This is a genomic window from Roseibium sp. JB4-4, from assembly GCF_055693425.1.
In genome coordinates this window covers 4,864,163-4,883,973 of the sequence record NZ_CM146333.1, presented here as the reverse complement: position 1 = coordinate 4,883,973, position 19,811 = coordinate 4,864,163, and the positions used below count along the sequence as shown (strand labels likewise).

The 19,811-nt window shown below is 56.8% G+C and carries 16 protein-coding genes; 11 read left to right on the top strand and 5 right to left on the bottom strand.

Features of this window, described 5'->3' with window-relative positions; genetic code table 11:
* Nucleotides 1-234: 234 nt before the first annotated feature.
* From ACZ1HV_RS22845 to ACZ1HV_RS22830, 4 genes are read left to right on the top strand one after another with little or no spacing between them, the layout of a single operon-like run.
* Nucleotides 235-1,254, top strand: a complete 1,020-nt coding sequence (locus tag ACZ1HV_RS22845; protein ID WP_298812605.1) for an AAA family ATPase — start codon at nt 235-237, stop codon at nt 1,252-1,254.
* A gap of 32 nt (nt 1,255-1,286) precedes the next feature.
* A complete protein-coding gene (locus ACZ1HV_RS22840; RefSeq protein WP_298985466.1) occupies nt 1,287-2,210 on the top strand; it encodes a DUF58 domain-containing protein in 924 nt (307 codons plus the stop codon).
* Between the two features lie 3 nt (nt 2,211-2,213).
* Nucleotides 2,214-5,033 carry a DUF4159 domain-containing protein gene (locus ACZ1HV_RS22835; RefSeq protein ID WP_472716418.1) on the top strand — a complete coding sequence of 940 codons (2,820 nt, stop codon included), beginning with the start codon at nt 2,214-2,216 and terminating at the stop codon, nt 5,031-5,033.
* 16 nt (nt 5,034-5,049) lie between these two features.
* A complete protein-coding gene (locus tag ACZ1HV_RS22830) occupies nt 5,050-7,125 on the top strand; it encodes a hypothetical protein (RefSeq protein WP_472716417.1) in 2,076 nt (691 codons plus the stop codon).
* Here the strand turns inward: ACZ1HV_RS22830 and ACZ1HV_RS22825 are convergent.
* Entirely contained in the window at nt 7,122-7,619 is a 498-nt protein-coding gene (locus ACZ1HV_RS22825) for a GNAT family N-acetyltransferase (protein WP_298812614.1), read from the bottom strand. The two genes, ACZ1HV_RS22830 and ACZ1HV_RS22825, sit on opposite strands and share 4 nt — an antisense overlap.
* Nucleotides 7,620-7,993: 374 nt before the next feature.
* Between ACZ1HV_RS22825 and ACZ1HV_RS22820 the strand changes: the two genes are divergently transcribed.
* A complete protein-coding gene (locus tag ACZ1HV_RS22820) occupies nt 7,994-8,968 on the top strand; it encodes a glutathione S-transferase family protein (protein ID WP_472716416.1) in 975 nt (324 codons plus the stop codon).
* A 16-nt stretch (nt 8,969-8,984) separates the two neighbouring features.
* Here the strand turns inward: ACZ1HV_RS22820 and ACZ1HV_RS22815 are convergent, their stop codons facing one another.
* Nucleotides 8,985-9,479, bottom strand: coding sequence for an NUDIX domain-containing protein (locus tag ACZ1HV_RS22815; protein WP_472716415.1), 495 nt, complete (start codon nt 9,477-9,479; stop codon nt 8,985-8,987).
* Nucleotides 9,480-9,887: 408 nt separating this feature from the next.
* On the opposite strand from ACZ1HV_RS22815, the gene ACZ1HV_RS22810 reads away from it, so the two are divergent.
* Nucleotides 9,888-10,823 carry a metallophosphoesterase family protein gene (locus ACZ1HV_RS22810; RefSeq protein ID WP_472716414.1) on the top strand — a complete coding sequence of 312 codons (936 nt, stop codon included), beginning with the start codon at nt 9,888-9,890 and terminating at the stop codon, nt 10,821-10,823.
* A 17-nt stretch (nt 10,824-10,840) separates the two neighbouring features.
* On the opposite strand, the gene ACZ1HV_RS22805 is transcribed toward ACZ1HV_RS22810, so the two are convergent.
* Nucleotides 10,841-11,422 (bottom strand): hypothetical protein, encoded by a 582-nt coding sequence (locus tag ACZ1HV_RS22805; protein ID WP_298812622.1) that lies wholly within the window; start codon nt 11,420-11,422, stop codon nt 10,841-10,843.
* A gap of 232 nt (nt 11,423-11,654) precedes the next feature.
* On the opposite strand from ACZ1HV_RS22805, the gene mtnA reads away from it, so the two are divergent.
* The gene (mtnA, locus tag ACZ1HV_RS22800; protein WP_298812624.1) at nt 11,655-12,761 is read left to right on the top strand and encodes an S-methyl-5-thioribose-1-phosphate isomerase; all 1,107 of its coding nucleotides are present in this window, start codon (nt 11,655-11,657) and stop codon (nt 12,759-12,761) included.
* A 40-nt stretch (nt 12,762-12,801) separates the two neighbouring features.
* Here the strand turns inward: mtnA and ACZ1HV_RS22795 are convergent, their stop codons facing one another.
* A complete protein-coding gene (locus tag ACZ1HV_RS22795) occupies nt 12,802-13,413 on the bottom strand; it encodes a GNAT family N-acetyltransferase (RefSeq protein ID WP_298812626.1) in 612 nt (203 codons plus the stop codon).
* A 145-nt stretch (nt 13,414-13,558) separates the two neighbouring features.
* Here ACZ1HV_RS22795 and ACZ1HV_RS22790 point away from each other — a divergent pair, with 145 nt between their 5' ends.
* The 4 genes from ACZ1HV_RS22790 (at nt 13,559) to ACZ1HV_RS22775 (ending at nt 17,532) form a co-directional block, all read left to right on the top strand.
* Nucleotides 13,559-13,834 carry a flagellar biosynthesis protein gene (locus ACZ1HV_RS22790; RefSeq protein WP_298812628.1) on the top strand — a complete coding sequence of 92 codons (276 nt, stop codon included), beginning with the start codon at nt 13,559-13,561 and terminating at the stop codon, nt 13,832-13,834.
* A gap of 254 nt (nt 13,835-14,088) precedes the next feature.
* On the top strand, nt 14,089-14,784 hold the full coding sequence (locus ACZ1HV_RS22785; protein ID WP_298812630.1) for a response regulator transcription factor: 696 nt from the start codon (nt 14,089-14,091) through the stop codon (nt 14,782-14,784).
* 346 nt (nt 14,785-15,130) lie between these two features.
* A complete protein-coding gene (locus ACZ1HV_RS22780) occupies nt 15,131-16,345 on the top strand; it encodes a HAMP domain-containing sensor histidine kinase (protein WP_472716413.1) in 1,215 nt (404 codons plus the stop codon).
* A gap of 134 nt (nt 16,346-16,479) precedes the next feature.
* On the top strand, nt 16,480-17,532 hold the full coding sequence (locus ACZ1HV_RS22775) for a hypothetical protein (protein WP_472716412.1): 1,053 nt from the start codon (nt 16,480-16,482) through the stop codon (nt 17,530-17,532).
* A gap of 56 nt (nt 17,533-17,588) precedes the next feature.
* On the opposite strand, the gene flhA is transcribed toward ACZ1HV_RS22775, so the two are convergent.
* A complete protein-coding gene (gene flhA / locus ACZ1HV_RS22770; protein ID WP_472716411.1) occupies nt 17,589-19,766 on the bottom strand; it encodes a flagellar biosynthesis protein FlhA in 2,178 nt (725 codons plus the stop codon).
* Nucleotides 19,767-19,811: the final 45 nt, after the last annotated feature.

Genomic DNA, 19,811 nt, shown 5'->3' with positions numbered 1-19,811 from the left:
TCCCGTTGACGCTCATCCGTTCCAATCCGGTTGAACCGGGGAAGTAGTCACAAGCTTTTCCCCAGGCCAGGGAAAGAATCTTGGACCTTTCCTCTGTATGGCGCACAATTGCGCCTTATCTACTCATTTATATGGTGTCAGACTGCTTGAGTCGCAGCAACTCCTGACGAATGAGCATTCATACCCGGCATGTGATTTGACCGGAGTTTAAAGAAGTTACGGGAAAGGTGATTCATGAGCGTTGTTTCCCCCTCCAGCCCAACAGAAGCAGACCTCGCCGCGGTCGCGGAAAGTGCCGAGCGTGCGGTCAATCGCATCAGCGATGCAAAGGCTGATATCGCCCGCGTCATTTTCGGCCAGGAGACGGTTGTTGAGCAATCGCTCGTCACCATTCTGGCCGGTGGACACGGTTTGCTGGTTGGTGTGCCGGGTTTGGCAAAAACCAAGCTGGTGGAAACGCTTGGAACTGTCCTGGGCCTTGATGCCCGGCGCATCCAGTTCACTCCGGACCTGATGCCCTCGGACATTCTCGGAGCGGAGGTCATGGAGCAAAGCAGCGATGGTGGCCGGTCCTTCCGCTTCATTCCTGGCCCGGTTTTCTCTCAGCTCCTGATGGCTGACGAAATCAACCGTGCCAGCCCCAGAACCCAATCCGCGCTGCTGCAGGCAATGCAGGAATATCATGTCACGGTTGCGGGTCACCCGCATGTTCTGCCGCGTCCTTTCCACGTGTTGGCCACTCAGAACCCGCTTGAACAGGAAGGCACCTATCCGCTGCCCGAAGCACAGCTCGACCGGTTCCTCATGCAGATTGACGTGCACTATCCCGACCTGGAAGCAGAACGGCGTATCCTTTTGGAAACAACAGGCGCCGACCAGGCCGAAGCCCAGGTCGCCATGACAGCGGAAGAGCTGATGGACTATCAGCAACTTGTGCGCCGAATGCCCGTTGGAGAGTCGGTTGTTGAAGCCATTCTCAAGCTGGTGCGTTCCGCCCGGCCGGACGAGGGATCAGCCAATTCCGGTGTTACGGATTTGATCGCCTGGGGCCCCGGCCCGCGCGCCAGCCAGGCACTCATGCTGACAGTTCGCGCACGCGCGCTCGTAGATGGTCGCCTCGCCCCGTCCGTTGACGACGTGCTGGCTCTTGCCGAACCTGTTCTGCAACACCGAATGGCTCTCACATTCGCAGCACGGGCAGACGGACACACCGTGCGCGATGTCATTAGACGGGTGAAGGACTCTATCGCCTGATCAGATCATTTCTCTCGCGGGAGCCAGACTGAATGGAATCCGGAAACAATACGACAGGCATAGACCAGACGACCTGGCCGAACGTGATTGGCGAAGCCAGGTCTGTTGCCGACGCGTTACCGGATCTTCTTGTCGAAGCCAGCCATGTCGCAAGCTCGATCATCGCCGGTTGGCACGGCCGCCGCCGTGCGGGACCGGGTGAAAGCTTCTGGCAGTTTCGCCCCTTCAATATGGGCGAACCGGCAAAACGAATTGATTGGCGGCGATCTGCCCGGGACGACCATCTTTATGTGCGCGAACGGGAATGGGAGGCAGCCCACACCGTCTGGCTCTGGTCGGACCTTTCATCTTCCATGGTGTTTCGCTCACGCCTTGCTGACGTCAACAAGCGCGACCGGGCTATCGTGTTGATGCTAGCCCTTGCCGACATGCTGGCCGAAACAGGCGAACGCATCGGCCTTCCCGGTCTGACGCGGCCCTTCTCGGACCGGCGGGCGGCAGAACGTCTCGCAGATGCGCTCGCTCACCTTTCTAAACCCGTGGCACTTCCGGACACTATGTCTATCAAAAGATTTGCCGATGTGGTTCTGGTCTCAGACTTCCTCGATCCCATAGACGAGATTGCGGAATGGATTGCCAGAGTGGCCAGCACCGGCGCGCGCGGACATTTGGTTCAGGTGCTCGACCCAATTGAAGAGACCTTTCCATTCGATGGCAGGATCGAGTTTACCGACCCGGAGAAAGGCATCCGGCTGACCGCAGGCCGCGCGGAAAACTGGCGCGAGGACTATCACAAGCGGTTGGAGGCCCATCGGGCGGAAATTCGGGATATGGCGCGGCGAGCCGGATGGACCTATGTTCTACATCATACCGACCGGCCGGCATCCGAGCCTTTGCTGGTTTTGCATAGCGCCCTGTCCGGTGCGCTTGATGTGATGCAGAAAGGAGGCGTCTGAGCCGTGTTTGCAGGCCTGCCCCTGACGTTTACCGCGCCGTGGATACTGGCAGCCCTTGCCTTGCTGCCGGTCATCTGGTGGCTTTTGCGGCTCACCCCTCCGCGCCCGCGCGAGATCCAGTTTCCGCCCACTCGGCTGCTCTTGAACATTGATCAGCACGAGGAAACGCCTCAACGCAGCCCGTGGTGGCTGACACTTTTGCGTTTGTTGCTGGCCGCGCTTTTGATCATTGCCCTTGCCGGGCCGATCTGGCGTTCGTCAGAACCGGTCGCGACCGGGGATGGTGTTTTGTGGCTGCTGGTCGACAATGGTTGGACTTCAGCAAACGGCTGGGATGCACAAGTTAGTGCCGCCGAACAGATCCTCAACACCGCGTCCCAGGACGGACAGCCCGTGCTTTTCGCGGCAACAGCCGATGGTCCCGGCCAGAGCTTTGTACCGGAAGCAGCTGCGAGTGCGCTTGAAAGGCTGCGGGCTCTGGAACCTCGGCCCTATCCTCCAAGGCGCAGCGAACTGAGCATCGGCTTGCGAAAGTCTGCACAAGAGACCCCGCCTGGCGCGGTAGTCTGGCTTTCCGACAACACCCAAACCAACGGCGCGTTTTTGTCGGATCTTGCGCAGATTATCGGCGCAGTCCCTGTGACGGTGATGTCGGGGCTGGATACGCCAATGGGTCTTAAAGATCTTACCAACGATGCCGAGGCCCTGGCGCTCAAGGTTGTCAGGCACCCGGACCAGAAAGTGGGAACCGCCACTGTTCGAGCGCTTGATCTCAAGGGACTGGTGCTCGGCGAAGTTCAGGCGACCTTCGAACCCGATGCAACGGAAACAGAAGCACGATTTGAACTCCCGACCGAATTGCGAAACGATATTGCGCGCGTGGAGATTGCAGGCGAAGCCGCAGCTGGTGCGGTGCAACTTGTGGATGACAGCTGGCGGCGCCGGACAGTAGGACTGATTTCAGGACAATCCGGCGATCTTGATCAGCCATTGCTCTCACCCGTCTATTATCTTGAACGGGCGCTTGCACCCTTCTCAGACATTCGCCGCCCACGCGACGCGGATATTGCCGAAGCCGTTCCAGGACTGATCGATCAGGGCATATCCGTGCTCGTGCTTGCCGATGTCGGCCGGCTTCCGGACACAACCGCTGACACGTTACGCGACTGGGTTGAAAACGGCGGCACGCTGGTGCGCTTTGCCGGCCCGCGCACTGCTGGCGGCAGTGACGACCTGATCCCGGTCCGCCTTCGCGCCGGTGACCGGTCACTGGGCGGTTCACTCTCCTGGAAACAGCCGCAGCACCTGGCAGCCTTCCCCGACGGATCACCTTTCTCGGGCCTCAAGGTGCCCGAAGAAGTCACCGTGACCCGCCAGGTTCTCGCCGAGCCGACTTCGGAACTTCCGGAAAGAACCTGGGCCATGCTGGAAGATGGCACGCCGCTCGTGACTGCAGCTCCTGTAGGAGCCGGCAGTGTTGTCCTTTTCCATGTCACAGCCGATTCGACGTGGTCGAATTTGCCCCTGTCGGGCGTGTTCTTGAACATGTTGCGCCGGATCCTGGCCGTATCCAATGTGGCCGCGGCCTCGGAGACGGCAGAAGACGGACAACCAAGCCAGAGTGTTCTGCCTCCACTGCGTCTTCTGGACGGATACGGCCGTTTCGGTCCGCCGCCGGTCGAAGTCACACCGGTAAATAGCACGGTTTTCCGGGAAGCATTGGCAAGCCGCCGCACCCCTCCTGGCCTCTACGGCACAGAGGACGGTTTCAGGGCTCTCAATCTGCTGCAACGCGAGGATAGCCTGGAAACGCTTGATCTGACAGCTCTCGGCGAACGGGCAGAAGCCGTGCCTTATCCTGCCTCCGACCCATTCGATCTGAGGTCCCTTTTCTTCACACTGGTCTTTCTTCTCATGATCGTGGATGCGATTGCAGTTTTCCTTTTGGCCGGTGGGTTGGCTCGCGTTGGCCTACGGAACCGGACCGCCGGTCTGGCGATCGTCACCGCACTTGCCGCGATCTCGTTTGCCGGGATTGCGCCGCAAAACGCTCATGCCCAGTCGACCTCATCGGAATTGCAGGCGCTGGAATCAACGCTTGATACCCGCCTTGCCTATGTTCTGACCGGCAATCCCGAAATTGATGATGCCAGCGCTTCGGGCCTGTCCGGTTTGACCCAGTTTTTGGCGGAGAGAACGGCTCTGGAGCCCGGACCACCGGCTGCGGTCGATATTGCTCGCGACGAGCTAGCCTTCTATTCCCTGCTTTACTGGCCCATCGATCCAGCCATGGACAAGCCCGGCGACCAAACCATCGCACGCATTGATACTTTCATGCGCAATGGCGGCACGATCTTGTTCGACACTCGCGATCACATCAACGCTTCGACAACCGGCTTCGGGTCGACACCGGCCACACTGAAATTGCGGGAAATTCTGGAAGATCTCGACGTCCCACCGCTTGAGCCCGTGCCGCAGGACCATGTTCTGACCAAGGCTTTTTATCTGCTGGAGACCTTTCCCGGTCGCTACGCGACCAGCCCCCTGTGGGTTGAGAGTTTAGAAGAAACCGCGACTCGTGGTGACCGGCCGGTCCGGGCAGGTGACGGCGTTTCGCCAATTCTGATCACCGGCAATGATTTCGCAGCTGCCTGGGCTATCTCGGACAGCGGTGAATTCGTCTATCCGACGGTTCCCAACAATCCGATACAGCGCGATTATGCGTTCCGCTCTGGCGTGAACATCGTCATGTACAGCCTGACTGGCAACTACAAAGCCGATCAGGTTCACATCCCTGCTCTTTTAGAGCGGCTAGGACAATGAGGTCTCGCGAGCACTGATGGTCTGGTCACTCTCCTTCGATCCGCTTTTGCCTCTGTGGGCCCTGATTGCCGGTGCCGTCATTACACTTCTGCTCACAAGCCTTTCCGGCTTCTTGAGCCTGCGAGGCTGGGTCCTTCGGGGGATCGCAATGGCCTTGCTGTTATTGGCGCTTGGCAACCCGGCGATCGAGCGAGAAGACCGCGAACCGCTTTCCAGCGTTGTTGCGCTCGTTGTTGACAAAAGCCAGAGCCAGCGTCTGGCCGGACGCGAGACAACAACCGACGAGACGGCGGCAGAAATTCAAAACCGGATTGAAGCCTTGAACGGCTTCGACTTGCGCGTTCTGGAAGCCCGGAACTCAGGCTCCGGCAACGGCACGGAACTGTTTCAGACCCTCTCCAACGGCTTGGCCGACGTTCCCCCTGAAAGGGTCGGCGGCGCAATCATCATTAGCGACGGGCAAATCCACGATCTGCCGGAAAGCGTCGCCTCGCTCGGTTTTGACGCACCTGTGCACGGTCTGATTACCGGAACCGCCGACGAACGCGACCGCCGTATCGTTCTGGACAAGGCACCCCGTTTTGGTCTTGTGGGATCGGAACAGACGGTCAGTCTGACGGTCGTCGATCAGGGGCAAGGCACCGGGCCGGGTGATGCAGTTCGCCTCACCGTCAAACGCGACGGCGATGTCATCACCGAAAGAACAGCACGCACCGGCGAAAAGATCGACATCCCTGTCGGGATCGCCCATGGAGGCGACAACATCTTCGAATTCGAAGCCGAACCTCTCGCTGACGAGTTGACCACCTTGAACAACAGAGCTGTGGTGACGATTGACGGCATTCGGGAAAATCTGCGCGTCTTGCTGGTGTCCGGGTCGCCGCATGCGGGAGAACGCACATGGCGGAACCTGTTGAAGTCGGACGCTTCTGTCGATCTGGTCCACTTCACCATCCTGCGGCCACCTGAAAAACAGGATGGCACGCCCATCAACCAGTTGTCGCTGATTGCCTTTCCCACCCGCGAGCTGTTCTCAGTGAAGATCGACGAGTTCGATCTGATCATCTTCGACCGTTATGTCCGGCGCGGCGTACTGCCGATGCTCTATTTCGACAACATTGCCCGCTACGTTCAAGATGGTGGCGCAGTGCTTCTGGCAGGTGGACCCGACTATGCGGAAGGCGGAAGCCTCTACCGGACACCGCTTGCACCAATCCTGCCCGCCCGTCCGACAGGAACCGTTTTGGAACAGCCCTATCACGCCACGCTGGCCGAGCTGGGCGAACGTCACCCCGTTACGCGTGGTTTGCCAGGCTCGGAGCAGGATCCGCCGGCTTGGAGCCGCTGGTTCCGTGCGGTCGATACCGAACTCGACAAGGGTCAGACCCTGATGTCGGGCCCAAGCGACACCCCGCTGTTGGTGTTGAACCGGGAGGGTGAAGGCCGTGTCGCCATGCTGCTCTCTGATCACGTGTGGCTGTGGGCGCGCGGTTTTGAAGGCGGCGGACCGCATGTGCCGCTGTTGCGCCGCTTGGCCCATTGGCTGATGCAGGAACCGGACCTTGAGGAAGAAGCGCTCAGCGTTTCCATGCGTGGATCGGAACTGATTGTCGAGCGTCAGACTTTGGGTGAGAGCGTCAGCAATGCCACGATCGTTGCGCCGACGGGCGAACAGACCGACATCACATTGACCGAGCAACAACCCGGCCTTTGGACCGGCAGTCTACCGGTAACGGAGACTGGCCTCTTCACCGTGACTGAAGGTGATATGAGCACCCTCATCCACGTCGGACCGCAGAACCCGCGCGAATACACCGATGTACTTTCGACCGCCGATTTGCTTGATCCGATCAGTGAAGCCACCGGCGGTGCAACGCAACGATTGCGGGATATTGGCGGCGATCTGGATGTTCCGCGTGTGGTCTCTATGCAGCAGTCTGCCAGCTATGCCGGAAATGGCTGGATTGGCCTGAAGACCACAGAAGCCAGTGTTCTAAACGGCGTGGACCGCTACCCGCTCTTGATCGGGCTACTGGGCCTGGCGGTGCTTCTGGGGGCCATTTCACTGACCTGGTATCGCGAGGGCCGCTAGGGTTCTTGACCGCGCGCACCGCCGTGGGGCATGTCGCCATCGTTCAGTAACGCTACCAGCAGCCGTGCGGGATCAACGGGCCCAGGCAGCGTCACGCGGCCGAACGGGACCTGCTGAAAACCGAATGGACTGTAGTAGGGAGCGTCACCGACGAGAAGAACCACCCTGTCACCGGCCGCGGCTGCAGCGTCCATTGCCGTGCGCATGAGAGACTTGCCCAGCCCCCTGTTCTTGAAATCTGGCGAGACAGTCAACGGCCCAAGCAGAAGCGCGTCAGCATCCCCGATAAGGATGGGGGACAGCCTGATGGACCCAGCCACTTGCGACCCGGCAACCCCCACGAAGCTGAGGTCCGGCCGATGCGACACGCCTTCGCGGATGCGGAACGCGGTCCGCGCAAACCGGCCCGGGCCGAAGGCTTCGGCCTGCAGTGCTTCGATAGCATCGTTATCTGTGATGTCTTCGGGCCGAATGACCCACGGTGTCTGTTTCATGAATTGGTTCCCGGCAGGCAAACTTGCAAGAAAGCGCAGCTGCCAGAAACCGGTCTATCAATCTGTCTTGGAAAATCCGGGATCTGGTCAGACGCGACGAAGCGGACGAGAGAATTCTCGTCGGATGGTTCGTCGTCGAAGTGTCAGACCTGTGGTCATTGATCCCAGTCTCGCCATGCGACCGTCGACCTTTGCGGAGACGGCTGCAAATTCATGGAGGAAAGCGGTTAGCATGCAAGCCATTCCCGGTCCAGTGCTTTTTGCCATTCATCCATGCGGAAGATTGTTCACGCTTGCCGAACACAGCATTCAGTCGATTGATTTTGCGGTCGGACGCACGACTTAATCCATCAGCGAAAACAAAGGAGTTGAACATGGGTTTGCTGGTAGACGGCGTCTGGACGGATCAGTGGTACGACACGAAATCGACCGGTGGCCGATTCGTGCGCAAGGATGCTTCATTTCGAAACTGGATCACACCGGACGGTGCCGCTGGTCCTACAGGCACAGGCGGTTTCAAAGCTGAAGCAGGCCGCTATCATCTTTTTGTTTCCTATGCCTGCCCATGGGCACATCGCGCCATGGTGTTCCGCAAACTGAAAGGCCTTGACGAGCTCATATCGCTTTCCGCCGTTCAGCCCCTGATGCTGGAAAACGGTTGGGAATTTGCCGAAACCGAGCCGGTGGCTGGGGCGAAATATGCTTGGAACATCTATGCCAAAGCCGATCCTTCATATACAGGCCGTGCAACGGTGCCAATTCTTTGGGACAAACATCAAAATACGATCGTCAGCAACGAGTCTTCTGAAATCATTCGAATGTTCAACTCCGCGTTCGATGATTTGACCGGGTCGAAACTTGATTTTTACCCCGCTGCGCTTCGCGCCGAGATCGACGAAGTCAACGAGCGGATCTACCACACGCTAAACAACGGAGTGTATAAGTCCGGCTTTGCCACGACACAGGAAGCCTATGAAGAGGCCGTGACGGTGTTGTTCGATACGTTGGATTTCCTGGAAGACCGACTTTCGACACGTCGGTATCTTGCCGGTGAACAACTAACGGAAGCCGATTGGCGCCTTTTCACCACTCTGGTGCGCTTCGACGCTGTCTATGTTGGCCATTTCAAATGCAACATCAGACGCATTGCCGACTATCCGAACCTGTCCAACTATCTGCTGGAACTTTACCAGGTGCCTGGAGTTGCCGAAACCGTCGATATGCCGACGATCAAGCAACATTATTATGGCTCGCATGAAAGTGTTAATCCGACGAGGATTGTACCCGTCGGCCCGGACCTTGATTTTCTGGCCCCGCACAATCGCGACAGGTTGAAGGCCGCGGCATGATACTGCCCGAAAGACGCTAGATGATTTCACCAGCGGCTGCCGGCGGTTCCTTCGCCGGCCAGCCATTCTTCAATACGACGAACGGTTGCCGAGGTGACATCAGCCGGAAGATTTCGAGGCGCAAAAAGGCCGCTTCAACGATTTCAGCGTTGGGGCTCAGGAAGTTTTCGGCTTCAGTCCATTCCGAAACAAGAAACAGCCCGACATGATCCCTGCCCGTTGCTTCCTCGTTCAGGTAGACATTCATCAACACAGGTTCACCTGAAGTCGAGATACCCGCCTCTTCAAGAACTTCCCGGCATGCCGCCTCGACCATTGTTTCGCCCCGGTCGACGCCCCCTCCCGGCAAATACCATCCTTCCAGATAACTGTGCCGGACCAACAGGATCCGCTCCTTCGCATCGAGAACCAGAACTCGCACACCAAGCGTGTAGGGATTTCGGACAAGCCCGAGCGCCTGGATCATGCGCTTGGTCCAGCCTGAAGGCAGGTAGGAAAGGACCTTCAGCATTCAATGCCGACCCGTCCAGCCGGACTGAACCCGGCGTTCAGCTTCGCGAACCATGCAGTTACCCCCTGTTAACCCATGCATTGCGTGCAAGGCAGCCCAGTCAGAATAACGCTCCTCATCGCAACTGCGAATGCCTATATATCAGGCAAGATGATGATTTCGAAGGCAGCGCAATTCCGGCCGCCTCACCCCTGAAGGAAACTCCGATGTTGAACGCTCTATTCGGCAAACGCCGCCGTCGTCACTCCAACTATCAGTGGAAACCCGCTGTAGATCTCAGCAATCCGCGCGTTGTTGCCGCTCTGACCACGTTCACGAGCAACTGATCCGGCGTAGAAAAACTTCTTTTTGAAAAGGCGCTGCGTTATTTGCTTGACGCGGCGCCTTTTGCTTTGAAGATGCGCGCCCATGTCGCAATTCACGCTCGCCCACATTTCGGATCCGCATCTTGGACCGCTTCCGGATCCCAAGCTGCTCCAGCTCTTTTCCAAGCGCATTCTTGGGTATCTGAACTGGCACCGGAACCGATCAAAAATCATGGGCGCCAATTATCTGGAACAGCTTGTTACGGACATGAAAGCGCAGGAACCTGACCACATTGCGGTCACCGGGGACCTGGTCAATATCGCGCTGCCGCTGGAGATAACCGGTGCACGGGCCTGGCTGGAAGAGATCGGCGAACCGTCGAAGGTATCTGTCGTTCCCGGCAATCACGACGCCTATGTTCCCGGAGCATTTCGCAAGGCCCGAACGGCCTGGTGGCCCTATATGTGCGGCGATCAGGCAACCGAAGAGCCTGATCCGTCGGCGAAGTCCGGGGCAACCTTTCCCTATGTTCGCAAACGCGGTGAAATAGCGCTCATCGGCGTCACTACAGGACGTGCCAGTGCACCCTGGTTTGCAACGGGCAGAGTGGGCAGCGCACAGAGCAAGCGATTGAGAGCCGTTCTTGAAGAACTCGGCAACGAGGGCTTGTTTCGGGTCGTCATGTTGCACCATCCGCCCTTCAAACATGCCACGCGCTGGCACAAAAGACTTTCAGATGCGTCACGCGTGCGCGCAGTCGTCAAGAGAGCGGGAGCCGAACTCATACTGCACGGTCACACCCACATAGACAGTTTCGAAGAGATCGAAGGCCCTCACGGGCCCGTTCCTGTCGTGGGTGTACCCTCGGCGACCAGCGCTCCGGGAGGCAGGAGCCGGCCGGCACGCTACAATTTGTTCACGATCGAAAAACGAAATGAAGGCTGGTCTTGCCGGATGGAGGAACATGGTTTCGATATTCCCCACGAGCCGGTAAGCCTGCTCGAACAAAGGGACATAAATATCCCGAACGCCCGATAGACGACGTTTTTCAGGCGTTAAAGAGGATTTGCAAACCAGGCGAAGGCGACCAGCCCGATCACGCCTGCCGCAAGTCCAATTCCAAATGCCCCAATGACGGACAACCAGGGTGTGCGGCTCTCCTTGACGCGCACCACTTTGGAATCGAGCGCCACCTGGCGTAGACGATTGTTGAGCCAGTCGCCTTCCAGTGCCTTTTCCCGTTCAAGCACGCGCTCGGCGATATACTCTGTCAGACAATCCGCCATGTCATCGATATTGGCCGTTTCCAGAATGACCACCCTGCCGAGACGGGTATCCTTCAAAAACCTATAGGTCCGGCGATCGCCGCCAACCACGACATGACTTGTTGCATCTATCCAAAGACGCGGTGTCGAGCCTGAAATGATCTGAAGCGAAAACTGGTCGTCGTCTGCCGGGATTTCCTTGAAGACGTCCTTGAGTTCATCGGCCAGCATATCGAGCCGGGCCCGCTCTGTTTCCTGCAGCTCAACCACCACATCGGACCGCTCGACTTCACCGAGCTGAACTTTCCGGATAGCATCGCGCAACGAGCGCATGCGCGTATGTGGAACTACGTTATCCTGCATTTCAGACATGAGGCGCCTGACTCCGTGCTTCTGCCGATTGGTGAATCAAGTCTTAACCGACTCATTTCGGAGCGAAACAGCATTGACGCCGTTACCACCAGCTATCCACCGGCATTGATCTGAACATGGTTAACAAAGCTTAAGGGATTTTTAACCCTGATGCCAGCAAGCGCGTGCTGGCGCGTGGCATGTTCATGGGTTATGCAACAACAATCCGCACCAGGTTCAAGGAGACGTTGCGATGAATGTGGACGGCAAGAAGTATCGGACCATCTGGCTTGCGGCAGACGGTGCTTCGGTCGAAATCATCGACCAGACAAAGTTTCCATACGCATTTGAAATCGTGAAACTGCACACGATGGAGGACGCTGCACATGCAATCCGTGTGATGCAGGTGCGTGGTGCTCCCCTGATCGGCGCAACAGCTGCCTATGGCGTTGCTTTGGCCATGCGCGCGGACCCATCAGATGATGCCCTGCACGCGGCTTGTTCTGCCCTGCTGGAAACGCGCCCGACTGCAGTCAATCTCCACTGGGCGCTCGATCGGGCTCGCAAATCTCTCATTCAGGTGGCTCCAGAAGTGCGCACGGAGGCAGCCTTTACGCTGGCGAACGATATCTGCGACGAGGACATTGCCATCAACATGGCAATCGGCATGCATGGCATGGAATTGATTGCCGCCATTGCCCGAACCAAACGTGAAGGCGAGCCGGTCAACATTCTAACGCATTGCAATGCGGGCTGGCTGGCAACTGTCGACTGGGGAACGGCAACAGCCCCTGTCTATATGTCTCATGATAGCGGCATACCGGTCCATGTGTGGGTCGACGAGACCCGGCCCAGAAACCAGGGGGCGTTTCTGACCGCCTGGGAACTCGGCCACCATGGCGTGCCGCACACCGTGATTGTCGACAATGCGGGTGGCCATCTGATGCAGCATGGCGAGGTCGACATTGTCATCACTGGTACGGATCGCACGACAGCAACCGGTGATGTGTGTAACAAGATCGGCACCTATCTCAAGGCGCTCGCGGCCAGAGACAACAATGTGCCTTTCTTTGTCGCGCTTCCCTCACCCACCATCGATTTTTCGCTTTCTGATGGCGTACGGGAAATTCCGATAGAAGAGCGCGCCGGCAACGAAGTCAGCCAGATGACTGGCCGCACCGATCGTGGTTCGATCGAGACAATCAACATCGTCGCCGATGGTTCTGCAGTCGGCAATCCTGCTTTCGATGTCACACCGGCACGACTTGTCACCGGGTTGATCACGGAACGGGGTGTGCTCGATGCCAACCGCCAGTCGATCGCCAATGCCTTCCCGGAACGTGTCAAGGTCAGCGCGTGATCCGCTTCAAATTCGAAGAGCGCCGAGACGGCTGGAACAGCTAGCCGATAACCGGAATATGCGGTGCTCTTTCTTTACCGTGAAGACCCAGCAGCCTCGGATCATCGGCAATCTCAACAGCGCGCTTGTAGGGCCGGTAGCCGCAGGACATATAAAACTTCAGGGCCTGCGGACTGTCTCCGGTGCAGGTGTGGAGCCAAAGACGTTTGGTTTGCGGCCGTGCCCAGGCCATTTCGACCGCTTGCGCCATAAGCCAGCGCCCTGCTCCGCCGCCAATTGCCTCAGGTACCAGCCCGAAATAGGCGACTTCCGGCTCTTCTGGGTTGGCGAAATCGAGTTCCAGAGTGCCGATTGGCTTTCCATTTCGAAGCGGCAGGTAGTTTTCCCGCGTCGGCTCGCTGAGCATCTCGCTTAAAGTGTCATCGTCATAGATCAGACGTCCAAACCAGATCCAATCCTCGCCAACCTGCCGGAACAGAGCGCGATAGTCGTCAAGATCCGGCGCAGTCCATCGCTGCAGTCTGATATCATCTCGAGGCGCGGCAATAGGAGTTTCCGGTGCACGAAGCATTTCCAGATAGGTGACGATAAAAGCGATCTTTCCATCCGGCACATACGTATAGCCGTCCATATCGGCCACTTTGACAGTCATCATCCCTCCAGAAACTCGTGTCTTCAATCCGCCAATAGCAGTTGGGAGCGTCCCCACCAAGGGGTCAATTCGCGTATTGCGATGGATTAACCGGCTGTTAACCAAGACTTGAGACCTTGGCAGGGTATCCAGGAAAGATGCGAATATGCCCAAAGTCGGAAACTACGTCCAACGCGACTATCACAACAAGTTCCGTTCACAACGGAAATCGACTTGGTCAGACTACAACAAGGCCTGGACCAAACGACGTCAGGCATCTACTCAAAAAATGCAGGAACTTCGCAACCTCGCCACCAATTTCACCAATATCGGTGTTCAGGCGAGCCAGGCAAACACTGTTTTCCTGATGCAAAACCAAGGTCAGGGCACTGCCTATGCAAGCCCAACCGCGGTCATGTCCCGCATCAACGTGATTGTCTGACGAAAAAATCTGACGCTTCTTCCTATTGCCGATAAGCATTTGCACCATCGCCTGTGACACCAGTCCATATGGATTATTCGGGTGTCACACCATGGAACTACGGCACATTTCACGAACGCTGCCTTGACCCACAATCAATTGCTGCAATCCTGAGAATTCGATCGCTATCCAGCGGGCCTGATTCTAGTCAAGATTGTGTTTCACTAAGCTGCGCCATCGCCCCCATTTCAGAATGGGACCTAACGAGTTTCGCCATGATGCCAAACATTCTGATCGTGGATGACGATGCGCATATACGCGGCATTGTTCGGATAGCTGCGGAAAATGCCGGGATGAACACCACTGAGGCCGCAAGCGGGCAGCTCGCGCTCGACATGATGCAGCAACGAATGCCCGATCTTGTTATCCTGGATGTCGGTATGCCGGTCATGAACGGCTTTGAGTGCTGCCGGCACATTCGAAGTCTGTCGCGCGTGCCTATCCTGTTTTTGACAGCCCGCGATGAAGAAGTCGATCGCGTGGTTGGTTTTGAACTGGGGGCTGACGACTATGTTTCAAAACCCTTTTCTCCACGCGAACTTGTCTTGCGTATCAAAGCCATCCTCAGCCGTGGCAAAGGAACGGATGAGGATTTCCTGAAACATGGAGACATTCGGCTCGACACTCGGGCACATTTGTGCCGGCTTGGATCCATGGAAATTCCGCTGACGGCAACGGAATTCGCCTTGCTGGCAATGCTCATGCGACAACCGGAAAAGATGCTCGACCGAAACACGTTGATTGAAGGAATATATGGTCGCAACAGCGTTCTGTCAGGACGGACAATTGACAGCCACGTACGCAATGTAAGAGCTAAGGCGGCTGCGCTTGGTTGTCCTGATCTCATTCGAACCGTCCGCGGTGCCGGTTTGCGTCTGGGGATTTGCAGACTTGAACAAGGCACACAGTGACCTGGTCGGCTCAGAGATGGCAACCGCCCATGTCGCTTGTGGTGCTCGTGGTCTGTTGCGTGATGTTTGCAGTGCCCGTGACTGCAATTCTGATCCTGAAATTGGGGGTGAACCGGTTCATTCACGAAACCGAACAATCCCTTATCCAACAAGGGGCAATTTACTCCAGCGCCTACGCTGCCGCTTTCGAGGAAGCGACACGCGAGACTGGCGGCGAGAAGATGCCCGGCTATTATTTGCCCCCCAAAAACGTGTTTTCTGGAACGCGCGTGCAAGAACATTTCAACCGTTACTGGACCTGCGACGGGATACGGTTCTTCCGGTTCGACCTGGTGCAAAGCCAGTTGTGCTCACTCCCGGACCGAGACACCTGGCGATTACTACAGACCTTGAGCTTCTATCGAACCGAGCGCGCCGCACAACGCTTTCAAATGTCCTGTTTCTCGATCACAAAGGCTTGGACTTGCATGCTGACACGCCGGGAAGTTTCGCAGAACTCACCGAGGTCAATGAAGCTCTCAATGGCGGAATAGGCGCGGTTTTGAGATGGCGCAGCGGAGCCGAAACGTCTTCATCCTTCATTCGTCTCAATCGAGGCACCGGATTCAGGGTGTTTGTTGCCTATCCGGTGATCAGCGAAAACCGCGTGATCGGTGTTGTCTACCTGTCCCGGACACCCGATGAGTTGGGCGCTTATCTTTCTGAAGAGTGGCTCTCAATTATCGTCGTTGCTGCTGTGACCGCTATCGGCGCCGCCGTTCTTGGGGCTTTGCTGGTTCGCCAGGTCTCCAGACCAATCATGGATCTGCGAAACCGGGCACGCGCGCTGGCAAGAGGGGACCTGGAAAATCTAGATCACTTGCACCGCTACGGTACACGTGAATTGGCTCAGCTTGGTGACGCCGTTGTTTCAATGGCAAAGACCCTTTCGGAACGATCAACGGAAATAAGCACCTACACAACACATGTCACACATGAGTTGAAAGCTCCGGTGACAGCAATAATTTCTGCTTCCGAGCTACTCGAAGAAAGCTCTCTTCCCGACGCCTCACGCAGGCAACTGCTTCAAACCCTGAAGGTCCAGGGGCAACGAATGGAAAAGCTCTTAAATCAGCTTCGGGACATCACGAGACTGCGTCAACAAATGCGCGGAACGCCTGCAAAGTTGGCCGACATGCTGCCGGATTCACCCGGTTTGCGGATCATCACAACACCGGTTGATGCCATTCTGCCGCTGTCCCTCATACACGGGCAGACGGTTTTTGCACATCTGGCACAAAATGCAGTCGGCCACGGGGCGGATCAGTTTAGGATTGTCTGGCGGGACAATGTGCTTGAGATTCAGGACAATGGCGAAGGTTTTCAAGACAAGGATATGAAGCGGTTGACGGAGCCCTTTTACACGACCCGGCGCGATAACGGCGGGACCGGTCTTGGCCTTTCAGTCGTGAATGCCATTCTTGAGCGATATGACACTCAAATTGAGGCAGTGCCGTCTCCGGGTGGCGCGCTCTTCCGGATAGCATTTCCCATTGACGGTCTGCCTGAAAATCGAACCTAAATCCGACCTCCTACCTGCACCAAATCTGCACCTGACATGCGCAACAGCAATGCCGTAGACGTCAGACATCGCGAGTATTGTCCAAAGCGTCCAAGTCACGCTCAAAGAGCGACAATCCACGCAAGGCGAACTTCATGAATGCTCAGTTTTCTGCAGCTGCGATTGCAATCGCAAGTCTTTTCATTGGTGCCACGATCAGTCAGACATCGGCCAATCCCAGTGAGAAGTATCTGAATTCCTATAAGGAATATTCAAGCGCTTCTTGTCCGCTTGAAACCGATGACATCACGCACTTCGTCTATTTCGCGCGCGATCGCGGTTCGATCAGAGACCACCCCCTCTTGAAGAACGATCGGCTTTCCGGAGCGCAAATCATGTATTCCTGGAGACAGCTGGAGCCTTCACAAGGGCGGTATGATTTCTCCGCCATAGAAGACGACCTCGTCTATTTGGCTGCCCATGGGAAAAAGCTCTTCGTGCAATTGCAGGACGCTTCGTTTTCACCGCATTTCAAGCCTGTCCCAAACTATCTCCTGTCCTCCCGGTTCGACGGCGGTGTTTCTCCCCAATATACGGATGAGGGCGAACTGGAAGGCTGGGTCGCAAAACGCTGGAACAAGGCCGTGCAGGATCGATTTGCAGCACTTCTAAAGGCACTCGGTGAAGAGTTCGACGGCGAGATCGAAGGGTTAAATCTTCAGGAGACCGCGATCGGCATCAGTTCTGAGACAGATGCTTCGTTTTCCGCGTCTGGCTACGCAAGCAGCTTGAAGACCAATATGCGCGCTTTGAAATCGGCCTTTCGAACTTCAACCGTGATGCTCTACGCCAACTTCATGCCCGGCGAGTGGCGTCCATGGGAAGATCAGGGATACTTGAGCGGACTGTACGAATTCGGCGAAGAAACGAAAGTCGGCCTTGGTGCCCCGGACCTGATCTACACCCGGAAGGGTCAGTTGAACCATGCCTTGGCGATGATGCACGAACGATCCTATTCAACCCCTCTTGGAATAGCGGTCCAGGATGGAAACTACATTGGTGAAACCAATACGCTGAAGGTCCTCCATGAGCGAAAAAACATAGTGCCTATCCTCCATGCCTTCGCCAAGGACTTCCTGAAAGTCGATTACATGTTCTGGAGAAATCAGAAACCCTATTTCGAACAGGATCTCCTTCCCTGTCTCTGACAGGGTCAATCAATACGAGGCAATTGCGTGATCGGGCTTTCGCTCCGAGAGCCCGATCAGATCGAACCGATGGTCTTCAACTTGATGCGCGGATGCACTTCCGATTGGCTCATGATCGTCGTATGTGCCCGGAAACGCTCGACGATGGAGCGGACGAAAGGCCGGGTTTGCGGCGATGTCAAAAGCACGGGCACCTCGCCCTGCTGAGCAGCTTCTTCAAAAGCATCCCGCACTTTTCCGACAAACTCCTGCAACTTGCTGGGCTGCATGGCGAGTTGACGATCATCGCCTTCACCGACAATCGATTCCAGAAACGCTTGCTCCCATTGCGGCGACAAGGCGACAAGCGGCAAATATCCGCCAGGTGCAAGATTGGCTGCACAAATCTGTCTACCCAGCCGCATGCGAACGTGCTCTGCGATTGTGTCCGTGTTGCGCGTCATGCCGGTGGCTTCCGACACGCCCTCCAGGATCGTGCCGAGATCGCGCACCGAAATTCGCTCATTGAGCAGCGCTTGCAGCACGCGCTGCAGGCCGGACACAGTAATCTGCGAGGGCACAAGATCCTCAACGAGCTTGGCCTGTTCACCTTGCAGTTCCTTCAGCAGTTTTTGAACATCACCATAAGTGAGCAACTCGCTGATATTGGCCTTGATCGTTTCGGTAAGGTGGGTGGACAAAACTGTCGCGGGATCGACCACTGTATAGCCGCGCAACGAGGCATCTTCACGGTATTGCGCCTCAACCCAGGTTGCCGGCAATCCGAAAGTCGGCTCGGTCGTGTGTGTTCCCGGCAGCTTGACCTGGCCGCCAGCCGGATCCATGACCATGAAATGGTTGGGATAGAGAACGCCGCGCCCGGCCTCAACTTCCTTGACTTTGATGACGTAGTCGTTCGCGCCAAGCTGAATATTGTCGAGAATTCTCACAGGCGGCATGATCACGCCCATGTCGCCGGCCACCTGGCGGCGCAGGGCCTTGATCTGTTCGGTAAGAACATCGCCATCGTTCTGCGCTTTTCCGTTGATCAACGGCAGCAGTGCATAACCCAGCTCGATACGGAGTTCGTCCATCTTGAGCGCATCGGTAATCGGTGGCTCCGGCGGTGGTTTGGGAGCCGCATCAATCGCTTTCTTCTCGGCAACCTTGACGGCCGCCTGTTTCTTGTTCGCGCTAATCCGGAACGCCAGATACCCGGCGACCGCTGCGAGACCGAAAAACGGCACGATGGGCATACCCGGAAGAAGCGCCAGGATCACCATGACAGCGGCCGACATACCGAGTGCTTTGGGATAACCCGTGAACTGGCTGGTCAGCGCCTTGTCTGCCGCACCGTGCACACCTGCTTTCGACACCAGAAGACCGGCAGCAGTCGACACGATCAGCGCCGGGATTTGCGACACAAGACCGTCACCGATGGTCAGAAGTGTGTAGTTGTTGGCGGCTTCGGAGAACGACAGTTCCATCTGCGCGACACCGATGAAAATGCCGCCAAGTATGTTGATAAACGTAATGAGCAGGCCGGCGATCGCATCACCGCGCACAAACTTCGATGCACCATCCATGGCTCCAAAGAAAGAGCTTTCATCCTCAAGCGCCTTACGCCTGGATTTGGCTTCGCCTTCATCGATGAGACCGGCCGAAAGGTCAGCGTCGATGGCCATCTGCTTGCCGGGCATTGCATCCAGGGTGAACCGCGCAGCCACTTCTGCAATACGTCCCGAGCCTTTTGTAATAACGACGAAATTCACAATCACCAGGATCGCAAAGACGATGATACCGATGACGAAATTACCGCCCATGACAAGGTTGCCAAAGGACTGAATGACATTGCCGGCCGCTGACGTTCCTTCATGACCGTTGGCCAGGATCAACCGTGTCGAGGCGATATTGAGACCAAGTCGCAACATCGTCGCGATTAGAAGCACAGTCGGGAAGGATGAGAATTCCAGAGGCTTTTGAATGAACAGCCCGGTCATGAGGATCAGGACTGAGAAGATGATCGACACCGCCAGAAACATGTCCAGCATGACCGGTGGCATCGGCAGGATCAGAAGTGTCAGAATAACCAGAATGCCGGTGGCAAGCCCGACATCACCCTTGCGAAGGGTGTCGATCATCTCGTGCATGCTCGGAAAGCCCGCGAAGTGGCCACCCGTCTGGGGTGTTGCCGCCTTCTGCTCCGGTGCGGGCCCGCCCGGTCCGCCTTGTCCGCCTGCTGCCGTGTCCGACATTCTTATTCCGGTTCCTTAAAAGTGCTTCTGATCCAAAGCTTTGAA